General features: G+C 68.4%; 22 protein-coding genes and 1 pseudogene. 15 read left to right on the plus strand and 8 right to left on the minus strand.

What is annotated here, in order from left to right:
- On the plus strand, window positions 1-319 hold a 319-nt coding region (locus G510_RS15990), incomplete at its 5' end, for an ISL3 family transposase (protein WP_036322465.1).
- Here G510_RS15990 and G510_RS15995 read toward each other — a convergent pair.
- Window positions 300-830 (minus strand): annotated as a pseudogene (locus G510_RS15995) (transposase family protein); the annotation flags it as partial. The gene G510_RS15990 and the pseudogene G510_RS15995 overlap by 20 nt on opposite strands.
- A gap of 175 nt (window positions 831-1,005) precedes the next feature.
- Between G510_RS15995 and G510_RS0108005 the strand changes: the two are divergent.
- The 5 genes from G510_RS0108005 (at window position 1,006) to G510_RS0108025 (ending at window position 6,368) form a co-directional block, all read left to right on the plus strand.
- Window positions 1,006-1,653, plus strand: coding sequence for a TetR/AcrR family transcriptional regulator (locus G510_RS0108005; RefSeq protein WP_029153208.1), 648 nt, complete (start codon window positions 1,006-1,008; stop codon window positions 1,651-1,653).
- Complete coding sequence (locus G510_RS0108010; RefSeq protein WP_029153209.1) at window positions 1,650-2,579, plus strand: ABC transporter ATP-binding protein; 930 nt, start codon at window positions 1,650-1,652, stop codon at window positions 2,577-2,579. Before G510_RS0108005 ends, G510_RS0108010 begins: the two co-directional genes overlap by 4 nt.
- Window positions 2,576-3,373 (plus strand): ABC transporter permease subunit, encoded by a 798-nt coding sequence (locus G510_RS0108015; protein ID WP_169562586.1) that lies wholly within the window; start codon window positions 2,576-2,578, stop codon window positions 3,371-3,373. The genes G510_RS0108010 and G510_RS0108015 overlap by 4 nt, the downstream gene beginning before the upstream one ends.
- A gap of 410 nt (window positions 3,374-3,783) precedes the next feature.
- Window positions 3,784-4,821 (plus strand): YeiH family protein, encoded by a 1,038-nt coding sequence (locus G510_RS16000; RefSeq protein ID WP_036322467.1) that lies wholly within the window; start codon window positions 3,784-3,786, stop codon window positions 4,819-4,821.
- A 47-nt stretch (window positions 4,822-4,868) separates the two neighbouring features.
- A complete protein-coding gene (locus tag G510_RS0108025; protein WP_029153211.1) occupies window positions 4,869-6,368 on the plus strand; it encodes an HNH endonuclease signature motif containing protein in 1,500 nt (499 codons plus the stop codon).
- A 95-nt stretch (window positions 6,369-6,463) separates the two neighbouring features.
- Here the strand turns inward: G510_RS0108025 and G510_RS0108030 are convergent, their stop codons facing one another.
- From G510_RS0108030 to G510_RS0108050, 4 genes are all read right to left on the minus strand, one after another.
- Window positions 6,464-6,646 (minus strand): Rv0909 family putative TA system antitoxin, encoded by a 183-nt coding sequence (locus G510_RS0108030; RefSeq protein ID WP_029153212.1) that lies wholly within the window; start codon window positions 6,644-6,646, stop codon window positions 6,464-6,466.
- A 93-nt stretch (window positions 6,647-6,739) separates the two neighbouring features.
- Window positions 6,740-7,459 (minus strand): hypothetical protein, encoded by a 720-nt coding sequence (locus tag G510_RS0108035; RefSeq protein ID WP_157560483.1) that lies wholly within the window; start codon window positions 7,457-7,459, stop codon window positions 6,740-6,742.
- 100 nt (window positions 7,460-7,559) lie between these two features.
- Entirely contained in the window at window positions 7,560-8,261 is a 702-nt protein-coding gene (locus G510_RS0108045; RefSeq protein WP_029153214.1) for an ABC transporter ATP-binding protein, read from the minus strand.
- Window positions 8,258-8,629 carry a GntR family transcriptional regulator gene (locus G510_RS0108050; protein ID WP_029153215.1) on the minus strand — a complete coding sequence of 124 codons (372 nt, stop codon included), beginning with the start codon at window positions 8,627-8,629 and terminating at the stop codon, window positions 8,258-8,260. Before G510_RS0108050 ends, G510_RS0108045 begins: the two co-directional genes overlap by 4 nt.
- A gap of 149 nt (window positions 8,630-8,778) precedes the next feature.
- Here G510_RS0108050 and G510_RS0108055 point away from each other — a divergent pair, with 149 nt between their 5' ends.
- The 3 genes from G510_RS0108055 to G510_RS16005 are packed head-to-tail and all read left to right on the plus strand — an operon-like array spanning window position 8,779 to window position 10,665.
- Window positions 8,779-10,002 (plus strand): inorganic phosphate transporter, encoded by a 1,224-nt coding sequence (locus tag G510_RS0108055; RefSeq protein ID WP_029153216.1) that lies wholly within the window; start codon window positions 8,779-8,781, stop codon window positions 10,000-10,002.
- Between the two features lie 2 nt (window positions 10,003-10,004).
- Window positions 10,005-10,289: a hypothetical protein gene (locus tag G510_RS0108060; protein ID WP_051216596.1), complete on the plus strand. Its 285-nt coding sequence runs from the start codon at window positions 10,005-10,007 to the stop codon at window positions 10,287-10,289.
- Between the two features lies 1 nt (window position 10,290).
- The gene (locus G510_RS16005) at window positions 10,291-10,665 is read left to right on the plus strand and encodes a DUF3349 domain-containing protein (protein ID WP_084644273.1); all 375 of its coding nucleotides are present in this window, start codon (window positions 10,291-10,293) and stop codon (window positions 10,663-10,665) included.
- 21 nt (window positions 10,666-10,686) lie between these two features.
- Here the strand turns inward: G510_RS16005 and G510_RS0108070 are convergent, their stop codons facing one another.
- Window positions 10,687-11,253: a hypothetical protein gene (locus G510_RS0108070; protein WP_029153218.1), complete on the minus strand. Its 567-nt coding sequence runs from the start codon at window positions 11,251-11,253 to the stop codon at window positions 10,687-10,689.
- Complete coding sequence (locus G510_RS0108075) at window positions 11,250-12,059, minus strand: hypothetical protein (protein ID WP_029153219.1); 810 nt, start codon at window positions 12,057-12,059, stop codon at window positions 11,250-11,252. The genes G510_RS0108070 and G510_RS0108075 overlap by 4 nt, the downstream gene beginning before the upstream one ends.
- A 92-nt stretch (window positions 12,060-12,151) precedes the next feature.
- On the opposite strand from G510_RS0108075, the gene G510_RS0108080 reads away from it, so the two are divergent.
- Window positions 12,152-13,447: a M20/M25/M40 family metallo-hydrolase gene (locus G510_RS0108080; protein ID WP_029153220.1), complete on the plus strand. Its 1,296-nt coding sequence runs from the start codon at window positions 12,152-12,154 to the stop codon at window positions 13,445-13,447.
- Between the two features lie 18 nt (window positions 13,448-13,465).
- The gene (locus G510_RS0108085) at window positions 13,466-14,308 is read left to right on the plus strand and encodes an undecaprenyl-diphosphate phosphatase (protein WP_029153221.1); all 843 of its coding nucleotides are present in this window, start codon (window positions 13,466-13,468) and stop codon (window positions 14,306-14,308) included.
- Window positions 14,309-14,314: 6 nt separating this feature from the next.
- On the opposite strand, the gene G510_RS0108090 is transcribed toward G510_RS0108085, so the two are convergent.
- The gene (locus G510_RS0108090) at window positions 14,315-15,169 is read right to left on the minus strand and encodes a PAC2 family protein (RefSeq protein WP_029153222.1); all 855 of its coding nucleotides are present in this window, start codon (window positions 15,167-15,169) and stop codon (window positions 14,315-14,317) included.
- 109 nt (window positions 15,170-15,278) lie between these two features.
- Here G510_RS0108090 and G510_RS0108095 point away from each other — a divergent pair, with 109 nt between their 5' ends.
- The 4 genes from G510_RS0108095 to G510_RS17900 are packed head-to-tail and all read left to right on the plus strand — an operon-like array spanning window position 15,279 to window position 19,936.
- Window positions 15,279-15,923, plus strand: coding sequence for an HAD family hydrolase (locus tag G510_RS0108095; protein ID WP_036322498.1), 645 nt, complete (start codon window positions 15,279-15,281; stop codon window positions 15,921-15,923).
- The gene (locus G510_RS0108100) at window positions 15,920-16,942 is read left to right on the plus strand and encodes a tRNA (adenine-N1)-methyltransferase (RefSeq protein ID WP_029153224.1); all 1,023 of its coding nucleotides are present in this window, start codon (window positions 15,920-15,922) and stop codon (window positions 16,940-16,942) included. Before G510_RS0108095 ends, G510_RS0108100 begins: the two co-directional genes overlap by 4 nt.
- Before the next feature lie 9 nt (window positions 16,943-16,951).
- Window positions 16,952-17,923, plus strand: coding sequence for an FKBP-type peptidyl-prolyl cis-trans isomerase (locus G510_RS0108105; RefSeq protein ID WP_029153225.1), 972 nt, complete (start codon window positions 16,952-16,954; stop codon window positions 17,921-17,923).
- Between the two features lie 21 nt (window positions 17,924-17,944).
- Window positions 17,945-19,936 carry a helix-turn-helix transcriptional regulator gene (locus G510_RS17900; protein WP_084644274.1) on the plus strand — a complete coding sequence of 664 codons (1,992 nt, stop codon included), beginning with the start codon at window positions 17,945-17,947 and terminating at the stop codon, window positions 19,934-19,936.
- Window positions 19,937-19,971 lie beyond the last annotated feature (35 nt).

The raw sequence follows: 19,971 nt of genomic DNA on the forward strand, positions 1-19,971 counted from the left end.
CGTCGCCGCCTACCGGCACAAGAAGCCGGGCACGGGGAAGAAGATCTTCACGCGCGTCATCGCCCAGCTCGCCGGCGGCATCCCACAGGATCTGCCCGAGTTGATCACCCTCGGGCGGACGATCAAGCGGCGCGCGGGCGACATCCTCGCGTTCTTCGACCATCCCGGCACGAGCAATGGGCCGTCCGAGGCGATCAACGGCAGGCTCGAGCATCTCCGCGGCACCGCCCTGGGCTTCAGGAACCTGACCCACTACATCGCGAGGAGCTTGCTCGAGACCGGCGGGTTCAGGCCGCTACTACACCCTCAAACACGATGAGCCCCTTCACCCCCTCGAAGCGGTGCTCCTCGTCGATCAGCACCCGCTTGCCCTCGGCCATAACGGCGTCGTTGGCGGTGTCCCAGGCCACCCCGAGCCCCTCGGCGACCCGAGCCACGGTCAGGTGCTGGACCACGATCCCTTCCAGCGCCCACCGCAGAGCGCGCCGAGACAACTTGGCCCGGGGCTCGGCCGCGGCGGTGGTGTCCTGGCGCCACACATACCCGCAGCCGCTGCAGCGGTAACGGCGCACGACGACCTCCAGCGTCGTGGGCCGCCAGCCCAGTGGTTCGTGGGCAAGCCGTCGGACCACGGTGTCACGTGGTCTCCCTTCGCAGCCGCAGCGCCGGCACCACTGGTCGGGCTCGACCACCTGACAGGCCAATACGGCACGATCCGGCTCGAGTCGCTGCCCGGTGACAACGAGGCCGAGTTCGTCGAGGCGGCAGAAGGCAGTCAGGTCGGGGCTGGCGAACGCATCAGCGCGCCCGCCGACGGTAGCGTCGTGCACGTCGAGGTCTTTCGGGCTGAGTGTGTAGGAGCTCTCATCCTCGGGAGACCTCGACCCTCACCCCGACACCGACGCGCCGGCCCGCCGCGCGACGTGCGCTACACCCTCATCTGGGAAGAGCCCTGAATCATCGAGGCATTGACAACGTACTGAACGAGTGTTTAATGTGTTGAACATGCGTTCAGTTAATGTCGACGACCTGACCACTCGGGCCCGGATCCGCAATTCGGCCATCGAGCTGATCGGCGCGCACGGCTTCGACCGGGCGAGCATGCGAATGATCGCGCAGGCCGCGGAGGTGAGTCCGGCACTCGTCGTTCACCACTTCGGAGACAAGGACGGCCTGCGGGCGGCGTGCAATGCGCATGTCGCTGCGATGTTCACAGTCGAGCGCGAGGGGGCGGATGGGGCACAAATCACCATCCAGGCCATTCAGACGGCGCTGGGCGATCTCGACGCCTACGGACCCGCGCTCAACTACCTCGCGCGGATGCTGTCCGATGGCAGCTCGCGCTCGGCGGATGATCTGTTCGACGGCATCCTTCAGGGCACGCTCCAATCGGTTCGAGAGCAAGAGCAATCCGGAGTGATCCATCCGCAGAGCGACCCGGCGGGCACCGCGCTGATCCTCACGCTCTTCGGCCTCGCGCCCATCGTCCTGGCTCGCCATTTCTCACGGTCCCTCGGCGTGCAAGAGCTCACGCCCGCGGCCATCGCACGCATCACCGTCCCGCTGCTGGAACTGTTCACACACGGCTTCTACGCAGACGATTCGATCTTGAACGCGGCGAAGACCGCGATGGAGAACGAGGAGCAGCCATGACAACGCCTCCGATCATCCACTGCGACAAGCTGACCAAGAGATTCGGCAGCTTCACCGCCGTGCATGACCTCGAGCTCGACCTTTTGCCGGGAACCGTGCTCGGCTTCCTCGGTCCGAACGGGGCGGGTAAGAGCACCACGATTCGTATGATGCTCGGGCTTTCGAAGCCGACGTCGGGCACGGTGCGTCTCTTCGGTGAGGATCCGTTGCGCGGTCGAGCGGTGCGCGCGCGGGTCGGATACTCGCCGGGAGAGCTCCGCTTGGACGACCGACTGACCGTGGCCGCGACGCTGAGAAGCTGGGCGCGACTCCGCGGCGGCGTCGATGAGGCGTTCCGCGATCGCCTCATCGATCGGCTCGGGGTGCAGGTGGATCGGCACGTGCGCGGCCTCTCGACCGGGAATCGCCGCAAGGTCGCACTCGTCGGCGCGCTGATGTCGCGCCCGGAACTGCTGATTCTCGATGAGCCCACGAACGGGCTCGATCCGCTCGTGCAGCACGAGTTCATGTGCATCCTCGAAGAGGTCACGGCATCTGGCACGAGCGTGCTCCTGTCGTCGCACATTCTCAGTGAGGTCGAACGCATTGCCGACCGAATCGTCGTCATCCGGGCGGGTGCGGTCGTGGCGGATGGGGCCACCGACGAACTGCGCAGGGGTGCGTCTCAGGAGTACAGGGCCGTGTTCACGGACACCGCACCCGCACCATCCGCACTGGAGTCGCTCTCTGGGTCGCGATCGGTCGATTCTCCTCAAGCCGGTGAGCTGAGGGTCCAGTGGGCGGGACCGCCGCGCGAGCTCCTGCGGAAACTCAGCGAGTACGACCTCGAGTCGCTCACGGCGCCCGAGCCCGACCTGGGAACGGCGTTCATGTCGTACTACCGCAACGATCACAGTCCTGAGCTGTCGGAGAGGGGCGCATGGTGAACGCAGAACTTCTCAACCGAGGCCTCGGCGCACAGCGCCGCGGTGCTCTCGTCTGGGCGATCGCCCTGGTCGGCCTCACGGCGTCGGTGCTGGCGGTCTGGCCGGCGATGAGCGAGTCCGACTCCCTCGACTCGCTCGCCTCGGGCATGTCGCCGGAACTGGTCTCGGCGCTCGGTCTCGAAGCGTTGTCATCCCCCGCGGGATTCCTCAACGGCAACCTTTATGCGATCTTCCTTCCGCTGCTCTTCGCGGTGCTCGGCATCATGCACATGAACGCCCTCACTGCGGCAGACGAAGACTCCGGGCGTCTCGAACTGCTGCTCGCCCTCCCCGTCAGTCGCGTCAGCGTCTACCTCAGTCGGTTCGTCGCGGTCGTGCTCGTTCTGGTCGTTGTTGCGCTTCTCGTCGGAGCAACCGTCGCATTCGGGGGAGCGACTCTTGACATGGACCTCGAGGCCGCGGGAGTAGCGGCCGCGACCGTGAGCGTCCTTCTTCTCGCGCTGTTCCATGCCGCTCTCGCGCTGGCTCTGTCGGGCGCCGGACTGCGCGCGGGGGTCGTGGTCTCCGCGTCGTTCGGGGTGCTTGTCGTGGGGTACCTGATCTATGCGCTGCTGCCGATGATCGAGTCTTTCGATGATCTGGCGGCGGCATCGCCCTGGCACTGGGCGCTCGGTGGGCAACCCCTTGAAAGCGGATTCGACGGCACAGGTCTCGCGCTGTTGGGCGGCGGCACCACCGTGCTCGTTCTCGTGGGTCTCGTCGCAGTGCGTGAGCGAACTATCCGAACCGCCTAACGTCGAGCGTGGGCCGCTCGCGCAAAGCCTGCGTGCCATCGCGGCGGAGATCGGCGTGAGCCACACTGCCACGCGCCATCATGTCGGTTCGAACGCCGGGCTGCTCCCCGCGATCGCGCCAGAAGAGTTCGGCATACTGCGATCGCGGCGCGCAGTACCGCTGCGGATGCCGCCGCCACGCTGACAGTCGGCGGCGAGACAGCAGGTACGCTCACGCCACGTCATCCTGGCCCGGTCGCCGCGCTCGCGGCTGCAAGTTCCGAAGGCACTGTTCGGAGCGAACTCGCGTTCCCCGTCGATGGAGGTCAGCCGAGCGCGCTTCTCGTCGAGCCGGCGGACGGAGCCGAGGTCGGTCCGACGCTCCGTTGCGATTCCGGAAACGCCGGGCGCGCCGTGACATCCTGAATCTTGTGCAGTTCGCCCCCGTTCAGACTCTCCCGAAACGCTTCGTCGATCGGGGGAACGATGTCTGGCCGGGATTGCTCGTGTGCCTCGGAATCGCGGGCGTCGCGACGGTGATCGGCCGGTTCGTGCCGCTCGTCGGGTCGGCAATTCCCGCCGTGATCCTCGGCGTCGTCATCGCACTGGTGCGCCGGCCCAGCGGTCGTATCGCGCCGGGTGTGACGTATTCGGGCAAGTTCGTGCTGCAGTGCGCGGTCGTGCTGCTCGGATCCCAGCTGTCGCTCACGAGCATCGTGACAGTCGGCGCCGAATCGCTGCCGGTCATGCTCGTCTCGCTCGGGGTGTGCCTGATTGGCGCTTGGCTCATCGGCCGCGCAATGCGGATCGAGCGCGACATCACGACGCTCATCGGCGTCGGCACGGGCATCTGCGGTGCGTCCGCGATCGCCGCCGTCTCACCGATCATCAAGGCACGCAACGCGGACATCTCGTATGCGATCTCGACCGTGTTCCTGTTCAACATTCTCGCCGTCATGATCTTCCCGTTCGTCGGCCACGCGCTCGGCATGACGCCGCACGCGTTCGGGCTGTTCGCCGGAACCGCCGTGAACGACACGAGCTCGGTCGTGGCCGCCGCGAGCGTGTTCAGCGCCTCGGCGCTCGGCTTCGCGGTCGTGGTAAAGCTCGTGCGCACGCTCATGATCATCCCGATCAGCGTGACGCTCGCGGTTGTCGAAGCACGTCGATCCGGTCGGGGCGAACGCATGAGCCTCGCGCGGATCCTCACGCTCGTTCCCTGGTTCCTCATCGGTTTCGTGCTCGTCGCCTGTGTCGCATCGACCGGAGTCATCACGCCCGCAGCCACATCGGTGATCAGCGAGATCAGCGTCTTTCTCGTGGCGACGGCGCTTGCGGGAATCGGGCTGTCGACCGACCTGGCCGCGATCCGCACAGCGGGCCTGCGCCCGCTCGCGCTCGGCGGAATCCTGTCGTTGCTCGTGGCCATGAGCACTCTCAGCATGATGTTCGTGACGGGGCATATCTGACGCAAATACTCCTTGATCTGATCGTAGATATGTTCTAAACTGAAGACATGGCAAAGGCGTCGATATTCGAATCTCTCGCGGATGGTGTGCGCGAGCGAGTATCGGCGGCCGTGCCGGTCGTTGAGAGCCAGACGGCGGCCGTGTCCGCGCTGTCTGATAGCGATCTCGTGGCGACGGCGCAGGATCTCGAGGCGCTGGGGCGCCACGTCGATGCGCTGCGCGTGCGAGTTGCGGGCGAGATCGATGCCCGCTCCGATCGCGAGGGGTCGGGGCGCGCGAACGAGGATCGGCTCTCGGTGCGGTTCGACTGCGCGAACGCGGTCGAGGTGCTCGAGCGGGCGACGCTGGTCTCGGTTCGCGAGGCGCGTTCACGGATCCGCCTCGACCGTCGCACGCGCGAGCGTACGACGCTCACGGGCGTCCAGCGACCGGCGGAGTATCCGGCCGTTGCCGCGGCGCTGCACGACGGCGCGATCGGCGTCGAGACGGCTCACTACCTCACCGACGAGTTCGAGCGTCTCGAGCGTCGTGGGGGAGTGTCCCACGACGAGAAGGAGACGGGCGAGCGCGAGATCATCGAAGCCGCGGTGACGGGGTTCAGTGACGCGGACTGCTCGTCGGACGAGGTGCTGCCGCAGACGTTCGACGAGTTTCGCGTTATGGTCGGCGCCTGGGCCGAGTTCCTGACTCGCGACGGCGTCGAGCCGGATGCTGAGCTCGCGGCCCGCTTTCGTGGGATCCGGCTCGGTCGAGCCCGCGATGGGCTCGTGCCGCTGAGTGGAAGCCTGATGCCCGAGGCGGCGGCCGGTCTGCAACGACTGTTCGACGCGCACCGCGGCTCCTCTCCGAGATTCAGCACGATGCCCGAGCATGCGGCCGAGGGCGACGCGTGGGGCGACGAGATGATCGTCGACCCGCGCACGGTTCCGCAGATCCGGCACGACGTGTTCGTCTCGATGATTCAGACGGCGGCGGCATCGTCCGATGCGCCATCGCTCGGCGGCGCCGCGCCGACGCTCGTCGTGACCGTGAGCGCCGACGATCTAGACGGCGGCGTCGCCGATATTGAGGGAGTCGACATCCCGGTACCGGCGTCGGTCGCGCATCGAATCGCGTGCACCGGCGCGGTGCAGAAGGTGGTGTTCGATCAGGCGGGCCGAATCATCGACCTCGGCGCGCGGGAACGCCTGTTCAGCGCGCATCAGCGTCGAGCGATCGGCGTCCGCGACGGCGGTTGCATCATTCCAGGCTGTTCGATTCCGGCCGCATGGTGCGAGGTCCACCACGTCGACGAACACTCGCACGGCGGTCCGACGCACACCGACAACGGGGTGCTGCTCTGCTGGAGCCACCACCACAATCTGGATCGATCCGAGTGGCAGATCCAGATGCGTGACGGCGTGCCGTTCGTGAAGGCGCCGCGATGGGTCGATCATCGACGAATCTTCCGGCCGGTACGTTCTCGGAACGCCGAACGGGAGCGGATTCGACGACGACGGCGGGAGAAGACTGAGTCGCATCGCGAGGCGCCGGTGCTCGAGGTGTGACCTCAGCTCAGGTCATCTCGGCATGCTCCGCGCACGAAAACGGGCCGCCGCGACGCGATATCTGCGTCCCGGCGGCCCTCTCGTTCGGTCGAGTGTTACTCGTTCCCGATCTTGCCGTCGATGTTGTTGCGGATGTCGGCCGCCTGATCGGCATACTTGCCGTCGCCTACCTTGCCCGCAAGCCCCTCAGCCTTGTCGAGAACCGAGTCGCTGATCTCCTCGGCCTTTTCTGAATTCAGCGCATCCTTTGCGTTGTTCACAAGATCGTCGAAACCCATTGGCGGCCCCTTCCGTGTGCGTAAGGCGGTGCGAGCGCGCCGCTGGCACCAGTGTGCGTCAGAGATGGCACCGTTGTCCAGACCTTTCGCGAGTCAGCGCAGCGACGTGTGGCGCTGCACTGAGCGCGCACCCCACCACGCGAACAGGCACGACGCCGCGACGCTCACGAGCAGAATCCCGAGGCCGAACACCTCCGGCGCCTCGCCCGACGTGCCGCCCGCGACCTCATCGACGAAGGTGCGGAACATGCCCTCCGCAACGAACGAGCCTGCGTCGGGGCCCGTGAGCCGCGCGCCGAGCGGGACAAAGAGCATCGCCGCGAACCCGACGACCGTCACGGCGACGTACATGAGCACGGCGCCGATCACCGGCGCGCCGAAGCCGAGATGGTTGAAGCGCGCGCGTGCGCCGACCGACATGATTCCGGCGCCCACAATCACGAGGTAGACGAGCTGCAGCACGACGCATCCGACGAAGAACCAGGTCATGCTGGCTCCGAGCTGTTCGAGTCCGAGCCGCAGGAACTCGAAGACGTCCTGGCCGACAGACTGCGCGAATACCGCGGCGCACGCGAACAGCCCGAGCGCGGTCAGCACGACCGCCGCGAGCGATGCCGCGATGCCGTACAGCACCTTCGCCGAGAACAGCGCGCGCCCCGTTGCGGGAACGACCATCGTGAAGTAGCCCTCGCGGCCGTACATCGTGCGCCAGTAGTTCTCCGCGAGGATGCCGAGCACGATCGGTGTGAGGGCGATCATGGCGATGATCGCCACCCCCAGACCGATCCCGCCGAGCACCGGTACCTCGAGCACGAGATGACGAGCGATACGGTCGCGACGAGCATCAGAATTCCGACCGTGCTCGAGAGCGATTTCCACGTTGCGCTGAGGTCCTGCGCAAAGATCTTGCGGATCATGATGCATACACCTTTCGGAACAGAGAGTCGAGGCTCGTGCCGTGCTCGTCGCGCAGATCGTCTGCGGCGCCGCTCAGGAGTACTGAGCCGTCCTTGAGGAAGACGACGGCGTCGACGATCTGCTCGACGTCCTGGATCAGGTGGGTCGACACCACGAGCAGTGCGTCGTCGTCGAGGTTTCCGAGAATGCCGCGCAGGATCACGTCCCGCGACGCCGGATCCACGCCGGAGATCGGCTCGTCGAGGAGGTATACGCGCGCCCGGCGCGACATCGCGAGGGAGATCTGCACCTTCTCGCGCATGCCCTTCGACATCTCCTTGAGCGTTCGATCCCAGGGCAGCCCGAAGAAATCAATCATTTCGCGGGCCTTCGCCGCGTCGAAATCGGCGAAGAATCGTTCGAACAGGGCTATCGAGTCGGCTGCGCGGTGCGTATCGGGCAGGAACGAGGCGTCGGGAAGGAAAGAGACGAGCGCCTTCGATTCGGGGCCGGGCACGTGCCCGGCGACGCGCACCGAGCCGTCCCAGTCCGACAGCACGCCCGCGAGGATCTTGAGGAGCGTCGTCTTGCCGGATCCGTTGTCGCCCATGAGACCGACGATGCGGCCCGACGGGAGGCTGAGATCCAGCCCGCGCAGCGCTGCGCGCCCGCGGTAGGCCTTCGTGAGGTTCGTCACCTCGATGGCGGGAATGTTCATCGGTCTTCCTTTCGTGAGTTCCAGCGTTGCGCGAGCAGAGCAGTCGCCTCGTCGAGGCTCATGCCGAGACCCGCCGCGGCGGCGGCGAACCCATCAGCCGTCGTCGCGGCCAGCACGGCGCGCGCCTCGTCGATCGCGGCCGTGGTCCGGGTGACGAAGCGGCCTGCTGTGCGCTCCGTGGTGGTGAGTCCTAAGCGGTCCACTTCAGCGAGCGACTTCTGCACGGTGTTGGGATTCACACCGAGTTCGAGGGCGAGCTCGCGAACGGCCGGGACCTTCTGTCCGGGTCGCCAATCGCCGACGGCGATCCGTCGCCGGAACTCGTCGACGAGCTGCGCCCAGATCGGCCGCGCGTCATCGATCTGCATGGGGAATCCTCCGTATGGGAATCGTGGTGACGTCTGTGTGATTATATTACGACACTAATACAGATGGCAAGGGCGGAATGCCGATCGCCGCGGTGGCGCGAACGCACGTCTCGTCACATTTACAGCTGGGAGGGTGCGACGATTGACGTATGTCCGGTGAGCTCCTCATCCTGATCCTCGTGGTCGTCACAGCGATCGCATTCGACTTCACGAACGGATTCCATGACACCGGCAATGCGATGGCGACGTCCATCGCCACCGGCGCGCTGAAGCCGAAGGTCGCCGTCTCGATCTCGGCTGTGCTCAACCTGATCGGCGCGTTCCTCTCGGTCGAGGTAGCCACGACGATCACCAGAGACGTGCTGATGATTCAGACGGATACGGGGGATCTCGTCGCCGGGCTGAATCCGCAGACCGCGATGATGATCATCTTCGCGGGACTCGTGGGCGGCATCCTCTGGAACATCCTCACGTGGCTGCTCGGCCTGCCGTCCTCCTCCTCGCACGCGCTCTTCGGCGGCCTGATCGGCGCCGGTCTCGCGGGCATCGGGTTCGCCGGCGTCAACTGGGGAGGAATCGCCTCGAAGATCATTGTTCCGGCGTTCTTCTCGCCCGTGATCGCCTGCCTCATCGCGGCGATCGGCACGTGGTGCGTGTACCGCCTCACGCGTCGCGTGGCCACCAAGAGGCGCGAGACCGGCTTCCGCTGGGGTCAGATCGGAACCGCGTCCCTCGTCTCGCTCGCGCACGGCACGGGCGATGCGCAGAAGACGATGGGCGTGATCGCTCTCGCGCTCATCGCACACGGATCCCTGACGACCACGAGCATCGAGGAGCACGGCCTTCCGGTCTGGATCATCTTCGTCTGCGGCCTCGCGATCGCGCTCGGCACCTACCTCGGCGGATGGCGCATCATCCGCACGCTCGGCAAGGGACTCGTCGAGATCGAATCGCCCCAGGGCATGGCCGCCGAGGCGTCATCGGCCGCGATCATCCTCACGTCGTCGTCGATGGGCATGGCGCTGTCGACGACGCACGTCGCGACCGGATCGATTCTGGGATCCGGCGTCGGGCGCCCCGGAGCGACCGTTCGGTGGGGCGTCGCGGGACGCATGGCGTCGGCCTGGCTCATCACGATGCCGGCTGCGGGTATCGTCGGAGCTCTGTGCTTCTTCCTCGAACATGCGATCGGCGGGATCGTGGGAGCGCTCGTCGTGTTCGCACTCCTCGTCGCGGCGGCGCTGTACATGTACCTGCACAGCCGCCGGCAGAAGGTCGACGCGTCGAACGTCAACGCCGACTGGGACGAGGGCACACCGGCGAAGCGTTCCGACAGCGCGACGACGCCCGCTGAGACACAACTCGGAGAATGATCATGAACATCGACTTTGCGGAGATCGGCCTGGCGGCAGTCCGCGTGCTGGGCATCGGCCTGGTGTTCGGCGCCGGGCTGCCGGCACTGTTCGCGCTCGGCATGAAGCTCCACGCCGTGGGCGCCGGTACGACCGACGACGGCGTGGTGGCGCGCCGCAACCCGTTCGCGACCGTCGGCGCATATGCCCTCTACGCCGTCGTGATCGCCGCCGTGATCCTCGGCGTGCTGTTCGTGACGCGGCACACACTCGACCATTACTTCGGCCTCACACTGTTCGGATTCTGACATGGCAGAGAACATCATCAGCTCCGTCCTCAACTGGCTGCGTGCGGGATATCCCGAGGGCATCCCGCCGAAGGACTCCTTCCCGCTCATCGCGCTGCTCCGGCGCACGCTGATCGACGAGGACTACGAAGCGATCGTCGCCGAGCTCGCGGCCGACGAGGAGAAGAAGATCCGCGTGCGTCACATCCGGAGCGCGATCGAGCGCGCGACCTCCGAAGATCCCGCCGAAGAGGATGTGCGGGAGGTCGCCGCGCGCCTCGCTGCTGGGGGATGGCCCCTGAGCGGAAAGGCGATGCGCCTCGCCGAGGAGACCGAGACCGACGCGGCGGCGGATGACGCGGACGCGAAGGGTGCGGGAGGGCCGCCGACCCCGTAGTCCTCTGGTTCCGTGCGGTCCTCAACCGCCGAGCGGCTCGCCCCAGGAATCGAGCGACTGGCGAGTATCGATCACGAAGGCCTGCGGGTGATTCGGCAGGTAGCGCACCACCAGGTCCTCGGATCCCGAGACGAACGCGTCGCGGTCCGGGTACGTGACCGGCGAGAAGAACGGCAGGTTGAGCGTGTACCGGTGCCCGTTGTCGGCATCGAAGGTGACGGTCTCGAACGAGCCCATGTCATCCGTCTGGATGGCGACGGCTCTCTCGCCGTGCTCGTAGATGTAGCCGCGCGTGATCGGGCCGAAGATGAGGCTCGCGATCGCGATGACGAAGCCCGAGAACACGACGAGCGCGAGCAGGAAGAAGAACCAGCTCTGCACCTTCGCGGCGACTCTCGAGGCGGCGGGGAACTCGGGCCCGGCCATGCCGCGCTCGACGCGCAGCTGATCGAGCCGTGATCGCTTCGGGACACTCTGTCTGGCGGCGACGACGAGGCCCAGGGCGCTGAACGCCCCGAGGAAGACCATCTCGTACGCGTGCGTGGCGGGGAAGTTCGCGAGCCACACGAGCGAGTCCATGACGTTCATGCGAGGCCCTCCTGTCGCTGGATGGTCATGTGGACGCGCTCGGGATGCGCGGGCTCGTACGTCGCGAACACGGGGGAGCCGACCTGCACGTGCGAGAGCGCATCGGGGTGCACGAAGACGGTCGAGTCGGCTTCGAACGCCGCGGACCCGTCGGCCGGTGTGATGAGCAGGCGGGTCGTGATCTGAACCTGCCCCTCGCGCTGCGCGCCCGTCGGGCGCAGGGCGAGCACGCTCGCGGGCTGAGAGATGCCGCGCGTCCGCGCGGAGATCAGCTCGTCGGCGACGAGCCCGTGGGCGATGCGCCAGCGCAGCATCATCTGCTCGACGCCGTGCGTGCTCGGATCCGCGAGCGCGACGTGATCCGGGTCTCCGGGCCGGAACAGCACGGGCAGCATGCCGCGCGGCTGCACGTGGATGACCTCGGGCGCCGACAGGACCTGCCTGAAGCTCGACACGAACGCTTCGCCCTCCACCGGCTGCACGTCGAGGAAGATCTCGTACTGCGGCACCTCGTTGATCGTCATGCCCGTGCGACGCGTCTCGATGACGGTCGCGGGGGCGAGCTGCTGCGGGCCTCGCGCTGACCTGCGACGGCGGGGCCTCCCGGCGCCCACGAGGACCCCGAACGTCAGAAGTACTCCCCAGGCGACTCCGCCCACGATGAAGAAGACATCGACCGATCCCGTGATGGACGGGATCGGAAGGATCGACGTCGTCTGATCGACGCCGAAGAGCGACTCTGCGATCCGCACGAGGAGCAACGCGCTGAGGACGAGCCAGACGATGCGTATGATCCACGTGAACATGACTTGATCGTACGGCGGCCGGATCGGCTCCCGGTCGCGGGTTCTCGCCGTCGTTCCAGGTTCTGCGGGGTCGCCCGGGTAGCGTAGAGCGCATGCCTGCTGAGGAGCTCCCCGAAGTCGTGCGCCTCGCGCGCGACCTGATCCGCATCGACACCACCAACTACGGCGGCGGTCGCGCGAACGGCGAGCGCGAAGCCGCCCGGTACGTCGGGGCGTTCCTCGAAGGCCTCGGGCTCGAGCCCGAATACTACGAACCGGTGGAGCGCCGGACGAACGTCATGGCGCGCGTCGAGGGCGCCGACCCGTCGAAGCCCGCCCTCGTGCTGCACGGACACCTCGACGTCGTGCCCGCCGTTGCCGCCGACTGGTCGGTGGATCCGTTCGCGGGCGAGATCAGGGACGGCCTGCTCTGGGGCCGCGGCGCGGTCGACATGAAGGACATGGACGCGATGATTCTCGCGTCGGTCGCCGACCTGATCCGCTCGGGCGAGAAGCCGGCGCGCGACCTGATCCTCGTCTTCTTCAGCGACGAGGAGAACGGCGGCGTCGAGGGGTCGGCGCGCGTGGTCAAGGAGCGTCCCGAGTGGTTCCGCGGCGCGACCGAGGCCATCAGCGAGGTCGGCGGCTACTCGATTCCGGTCGGCGACAAGAGCGCCTACCTGCTGCAGGTGGGGGAGAAGGCGCTCATGTGGATCACGCTGCGCGCCCGCGGCCGTGCCGGTCACGGCAGCCGCGTGCACCCCGACAACGCGATCACTCGGCTTGCGCGCGCCGTCGAGAAGATCGGATCCGCGACGTGGCCCGTCGAGCTCACCGACACGACGCGTGCGCTGCTCGACGGGATGACGGGCGTGTGCGGATCCGACAGCGACGACCCGGATGAGATCGCGCGGCTCGCGGGTCCGGCCGAGGCGTTCCTCGCCTCGACGTGGCGCACGACGGCGAACCCGACCGGGCTGACCGCCGGGTACAAGCACAACGTCATCCCCGACGCGGCGAGCGCGACGCTCGACGTGCGGGTTCTGCCGGGCACCGAGGAGCGCGTGCTCGCGGAGCTTTCCGAGCTCGTCGGCGACGACGTCGAGATCGAGATCTTCCACCGCGACATCGGGCTCGAGGCGCCGTTCGAGGGCGCCCTCGTCGAGGCGATGGTCGGCGCACTCGGGGCGCACGACCCCGGGGTTCCCGTGCTGCCGTACCTGCTCGGCGCCGGGACGGACAACAAGGCCCTGTCGACGATCGGCATCACCGGATACGGTTTCGCGCCGCTGCAGCTGCCGCGCGACCTCGACTTCACAGGAATGTTCCACGGCGTCGACGAGCGCGTGCCGACGGCCGCCCTCGAGTTCGGCCAGAAGGTCCTCACGGACCTCATTCGCACCTACTGACCACCAGAAGGATCACGCATGAACATCATCGAGGCGATCATCCTCGGCCTCGTGCAGGGGCTCACGGAGTTCCTGCCGATCTCGTCGAGCGCCCACCTCCGCATCGTCGGCGTGTTCCTGCCGTCGCAGTCGGATCCGGGCGCGACGTTCACTGCGATCACGCAGATCGGCACCGAGATCGCCGTTCTCGTCTACTTCTGGGCGAAGATCGTGCGCATCGTGAAGCGCTGGGCGCTGTCGCTCGCGGGGAAGGTGCCCCGCGACGATCCGGATGCGCGCATGGGCTGGCTCGTGATCGTCGCGTCCGTGCCGATCGGCATCCTCGGCTTCACGCTGCAGGACTATATCCGCGACGTGTTCCGGAACCTCTGGCTCGTCGCCGCCGTGCTGATCATCTTCGGCCTGATCCTCGGGGCGGCCGATCGGTACGGGGCGCGCAAGCGCGACATGGACGAGGTGACGTACCCGCAGGGCATCACGATCGGCGTCGCGCAGGCCCTCGCGCTCGTGCCCGGCGTCTCGCGCTCCGGGGCGACAACGACGGCCGCACGCCTGTTCGGGTTCAAGCGCACGACGGCGGCCGAGTTCTCGTTCCTGATGGCGATTCCGGCGGTCATGGGATCCGGGCTGTTCGAGGTCGTGCACGGGCTCGAGCACAACGACCCCGGCCCCTACGGGTGGAGCGGCGTGATCGTTGCGACGGTCGTCGCGTTTCTCGTCGGCTGGTTCGTCGTGGCCTACCTCATGCGCTACCTCGAGCGCGGCAGCTTCATGCCGTTCGTGATCTACCGGATCCTGCTCGGCGTCGCCATCATGGTGATGCTCGGCTTCGGCGTCCTCACGCCGTTCGCCAATTCCTGACGCGGATCAGCCGCGGCGGCCCTTGCCCGGGCCGCCGTCGCCGCGCAGGTAGCGCTCGAACGCCTGCGCGATCGCGTCGCCGGACGCCTCGGGGGAGTCCCACGTGTCGCGCGTCTCCTCGAGCTGGTGGATGTAGTCGGTCATCTCGTCGTCGTCGGCCGCGGCCGCATCGACGGTGGCCTCCCACGTCGCCGCATCCTTCGGGAGCGATCCGAGGTCGAGCTCGCGGCCCGTCAGATCGCCGAGCTTCTCGAGCAGCGCCAGCGACGCCTTGGGCGACGGCGTCGCGCCCGCGACGTAGTGCGGCACGCTCGCCCAGAGCGAGAGGGTCGGGATCCCCGCGCGCTCCGCGCCGTCGGCGAGCACGCCGAGGATGCCGGTCGGGCCCTCGTAGCGGCTGCGGTCGAGGTCGAGCCCGCCGCGGATCAGCTCGTTCTCACTCGACGCGTGCACCGCGATCGGCCGCGTGTGCGGCACGTCGCTCATCATCGCCCCGACGGTGACGAACGAGGTCACGTCCTCGGCGAGCAGCCCGTCGATGAACTCCGCGGTGAAGCTGCGCCACGCGCGCGCCGGCTCGACGCCGTGCAGCGTCCAGAAGCCCGAGGCGTCGGCCGGGCGCTTGAGCGTCGCCTCCGGCCATTCGAGCTCGCGACGGCCCTCGCCGTCCATGCGCATGAACGGCCGGGTGTACTGATAGTCGAAGAACAGCTCGGGGTCGACCGAGACGACCTCGGTGCTCGGCTGAAGCTGCCTCAGCACGCGCACGCACTGGGACGCGGCCTCTCCGGCGTCGTTCCAGCCGTCGAACGCGGCGACCGCCACGCGCGGTCCGAGAAGCTGCTGTGACTGCTCGTCCATCGGGATCCCTCCTGAAGGTCTTCTTCCAGGCTATCGCTCCGGCGCACAACACTAGGCTGGTGCGGTGACTCTCACCGACTTCGCCCTGCCCAAGGCTGTCCTCTGGGACATGGACGGCACGCTCGTCGATACCGAGCCGTACTGGATCGCCGGCGAGAAGACGCTCGTCGCTCGCTTCGGCCGGATCTGGACCGACGAGGACTCGCTGCAGCTCGTGGGCAACGACCTCGAGGGGTCCGCCGCGGTCCTGCAGTCGGCCGGCGTCGACATGCCCGTGCCCGAGATCGTCGAGCACCTGACCGATCAGGTGCTCGCGCAACTGACCGAGCACGGCGTGCCGTTCCGCCCCGGCGCCAAGGAACTGCTCCTCGCCCTTCGAGACGCCGGCGTGAAGACGGCGATCGTGACGATGTCGCGGCACCGCATGGCCGAGCAGGTCGTCAGCAGCATCGACTTCGACGCGTTCGACGCGATCCTCGGCGGCGACAACGTCGCGCGCCCGAAGCCCTTCCCGGATCCGTACCTCGCCGGCGCCGAGGCGCTCGGCGTCGACATCCGCGACTGCGTCGCGCTCGAAGACTCGCCGACGGGCCTGCGAGCCGCGGTTGCGTCGGGCGCGACGAGCATCGGCATCGAGCACTTCGTGTCGCTGGAGGGCCTCGGTGCGGCGGACGTCTGGAAGACCCTCGCGGGTCGCGGACCGGACGACCTGGCGCGGCTCTGGAATTCAGGCCGCGCGGAGGGCGGCGCGTGAGCGCGGTGAGGGGTCCGTTCGTCTACGGCGACCGCGTGCAGCTGACCGGCCCGAAGGGCAAGCTGCAGACGATCACCCTCGTCGAGGACGGCGAGCTGCACACTCACCTGGGCGTCCTGCGCCACAGCGCGATCGCGGGCGAGCCCGACGGATCCGTTGTGACCAACAGCGAGGGCCACGAGTACCTGTGCCTGCGCCCGCTGCTGCGCGACTTCGTCATGTCGATGCCGCGCGGGGCTGCGATCGTGTACCCGAAGGACGCGGCGCAGATCGTCGCCCAGGCCGACATCTTCCCGGGCGCGGTCGTCGTGGAGGCGGGCGTCGGATCCGGCGCGCTGTCGATGTCGCTCCTGCGAGCGGTCGGCGAGCGCGGCGAGCTGCACTCGTTCGAGCGCCGCGCGGAGTTCGCCGAGGTGGCGCGCGCGAACATCACGACCTTCTTCGGCGGGGTGCCGGATCAGTGGGAGATCCATTTCGGCGACCTCGCGGAGGCGCTCCCGCGCGACATGGCGGACGGATCCGTCGATCGCGTCGTGCTCGACATGCTCGCCCCGTGGGAGGTGCTGCCGGCCGTCAGTGACGCCCTCGCGCCGGGCGGCGTGGTCACCTGCTACGTCGCAACGGCGACCCAGCTCAGCCGCGTCGCGGAGTTCATCCGGGGCCTCGGCTGCTTCACCGAGCCCGAGTCGAGCGAGACGATGGTGCGCGGCTGGCACGTCGACGGGCTCGCGGTGCGGCCCGATCACCGCATGGTCGGACACACGGGCTTCCTGATCTCATCGCGCCGGCTGGCACCCGGATCCCTCGCCCCCGAGGTGAAGCGCCGGGCGTCGAAGCGCAGCTACGGCGACGCCGACGAGAACGAGTGGACCCCGGGATCGGTCGGAGATCGCGAGATCACCGACAAGAACCTGCGCAAGCGCGTGCGCGACGCGGAGAAGGCCGCGGCGGGCGCAGAACGCGCCGCTGCGCTGCGCGGCGACGACCAGGTGGGCGGATCCTCATCCGCATCGGTTTAGACTGTGCCGGTGCGCAAGACGACAGCCGTAGCCAGTGTTCTGGGCCTCGCCGCCCTCGCCCTCGTAGGATGCTCCGCCGCTCCTGAGACTCCGGAGACGTGCGGTCGCGCCGACGACAGCGCGCTGGCGTCGATCGACGTCTCGGGCGACTTCGGCGCCGACATGACGGTCGACGCCCCCGCGGGCTTCCGCTCCGCCGACGTCGCCGTCGGCGACATCGTGGTGGGCGATGGCCCCGTCATCGAGTCGATGAACCAGGGCGTCGCGTTCGACGTCCTCTTCGTCGACCCCGCAACCGGGGCGAAGATTCCGCTGTGGGACGGCCCCGGCAGCATGATGCGCGTCGCGACCCCGACGGCGGTCTCGCAGCAGATGCTCCCCGCCATCGAGGACGCGCTCGCCTGCGCGAGCGAGGGCTCGCGCATCGTCGCATCGCTCGGCGAGGACGGCGTGACCGAGGAATTCGGTGCGCAGCTGCAGAGCGTGCTGCAGCAGGTCGGTCAAGCGGCGGGTGCGGGGGACGCCGAGGCGCCGGATCTTGACAGCGTGCTGCTCGTCATCGACGTGAACCGCGTGCTTCCGGCCGCGGCCGACGGCACCCCCGTGTACAACTCGGCGTTCGGCATGCCGAGCGTCGTGCGCGACACGAACGGCGTTCCCGGAATCACGGTGCCGATCGCGGATGCGCCCACCGAGCAGACGACGCAGACCCTGCTCAAGGGCGACGGCGCGGTGCTCGGTGAGTCCGACGCCGTCACGGTGCAGTACACGAACGTCAGCTGGACGTCGCGTTCGGTCACCACCTCGACATGGGAGAGCGGCGCGCCCGAGACGAGCGCGCTCGCCGACCTTCCCGAGGGCTTCGCGGAGGCGCTCAAGGGCGCCACGGTCGGATCCCAGGTGCTCACGGTCGTGCCGGGCGAGTCCGGCGAGGCGACCGTGTCGGTCATCGACGTGCTCGGAGCGGTCCCCGCCGCCTGAGCCGCACCGTAAGATTGCCGCGTGGCACAGCGGATCCCGCCCGAAGAGCGGCTCATGAATCTCACGGTCGCCCTCCTGGGCACCGAGATCGGGCTGACGCGCGCCGAGATCTTCTCGTCGGTGACCGGCTACGTCGAGCAGGTGAGCGCGGGCTCCGATGAGGCGGCGATGGGCCGCATGTTCGAGCGCGACAAGGAGACGCTCGTCGAGCTCGGCACGCGCATCGAGGTGATCGGCGACGTCGTCAACCCGCGCAACATGCGCGACGCGCGCTATCGCATCCCCCGGGAGGACAACTCCCTGCCCGACGATCTCGAGTTCACACCCGGCGAGCTCGCCGTGCTGAGCCTCGCGGCCGACGCGTGGAGCGAGGCCGCGATGTCGCGCGAGGCGCGCTCGGGGCTGCGCAAGATCCGCGCGCTGGGCTACGACGTCGACGAGCCGATCCTCGGGTTCACGCCGCGCCTCGACGCGCGCGACGAATCGTTCGCCCCGCTCGAGGACGCGATCGCGCGCGGGGCCGAAGTGACGTTCGACTACCTGCGGCCGGGCTCTCAGCGGGTTCGGACCCGGCGCGTGCGCCCGCGCGCGCTCGTGATGTTCGAGTCGCGCTGGCACCTGCGCGGGCGCGACGAGGCGCTGGGGGAGGACCGCACGTTCCTGCTCAGCCGCATCGTGTCGGACGTCCGGACGACCGGCGTGCGGTTCGACCCGGACGACGGCGACCAGAGCGCGGAGCAGACGCTCGAGGGGCTCCGCGCGCTCGCGGATGGGCAGCGCGCGAGGATCGCGGCGGTTCCGGGATCCGAAGCCGCGCTGCGACTCGGCCGGCGATCCCTTGCGGGTCGCGACGCCGACGAGCTCGTGGTGCCGTACGTCGACGCGTACGTGCTCGCCGACGAGATCGCCTCGTACGGGCCCGAGGCGCGCGTGATCGAGCCCCACGAACTGCGCGAACTCGTGCGCGACCGGCTCCGCGCGGTGCGGATCCTGCACTCGCGCCCGGCGGATCTGCGCGACGCAGACGAGGCCGTCGCCGTGCGGCCCGCGCGCCGCCGCAGCACTGACGGGGCCGAGCGAGTGCGCATCTATCTGACCCTCGTGCCGTGGCTGCTGGAGCGCGCGGACGTGACGGTCGCCGACGCGGCCGCGGAGTTCGGCGTCACGCCCGCCGAGCTGCGCAAGATGCTCGCCACGCTGTCGATGGTGGGCGAGCCGACCGCTGGGTTCTACTCGGGCGAGATGTTCGACATCGACTGGGACGCGCTCGACGGGCACGACACCATCCGTTTGACGCACACGGTCGGCGTCGAGCGCGTGCAGCGGTTCACGACGCGCGAGGTCGCCGCCCTCGTCGCCGGCCTGCAGCTCGTCGCCGCCGTGCCGGGAGTCGCGGACGCCGGAACCCTGCGCGACCTGCGGGCGAAGCTCGCGCGCGGCGCGGGGACCGCCGACCGGGCCGATCAGGTGCTCGTCGACGAACCGGTCGACGCCGCGCGCGCCGAGCTCGCCCGTGCCGTTCAGGAGCGCGTCGAGGTGACGTTCGAGTACCGCCGCCCGGGCGGGGAGACCACGACGCGCACGGTGGATCCGTCGGGCCTCCTGATCGCGGGCGGCCAGTGGTACCTGCGGGGCTGGTGCCACCTGCGCGAGGCGACCCGCACGTTCCTCATCGAACGGATCGACGGCCTCGTGGTCACGTCGGTGCCGGCGCGGCACTCGGCCGAACCGCAACCGGGCCTGTTCACGCCGGGAGACGACGACATCGTCGCGACCCTGCGGTTCCCGACGCACGTGCGGCCGCTGATCGCGGGCTTCCTCGAACACGCCGAGCTCGCCGAGCGCGATCACGAGACGTTCGCGCGGATCCCGGTCGCCGATGTCGCGACGCTCCGCCGCCTGGCGGCGCGCGGGGGAGGCGATATCGAGGTGCTCTCGCCGCGCGACGCGAGGGACGCCGCGCGCGACTGGGCGCGATCCGGAGAAGAACATCTCGACGAGTCGCCGGTGTAACGGCCGATCGGCGTTAGACTGACCGAAACGTTCCC

It is taken from the genome of Microbacterium gubbeenense DSM 15944 (genome assembly GCF_000422745.1).
Taxonomy (GTDB): Bacteria; Actinomycetota; Actinomycetes; order Actinomycetales; family Microbacteriaceae; genus Microbacterium; species Microbacterium gubbeenense.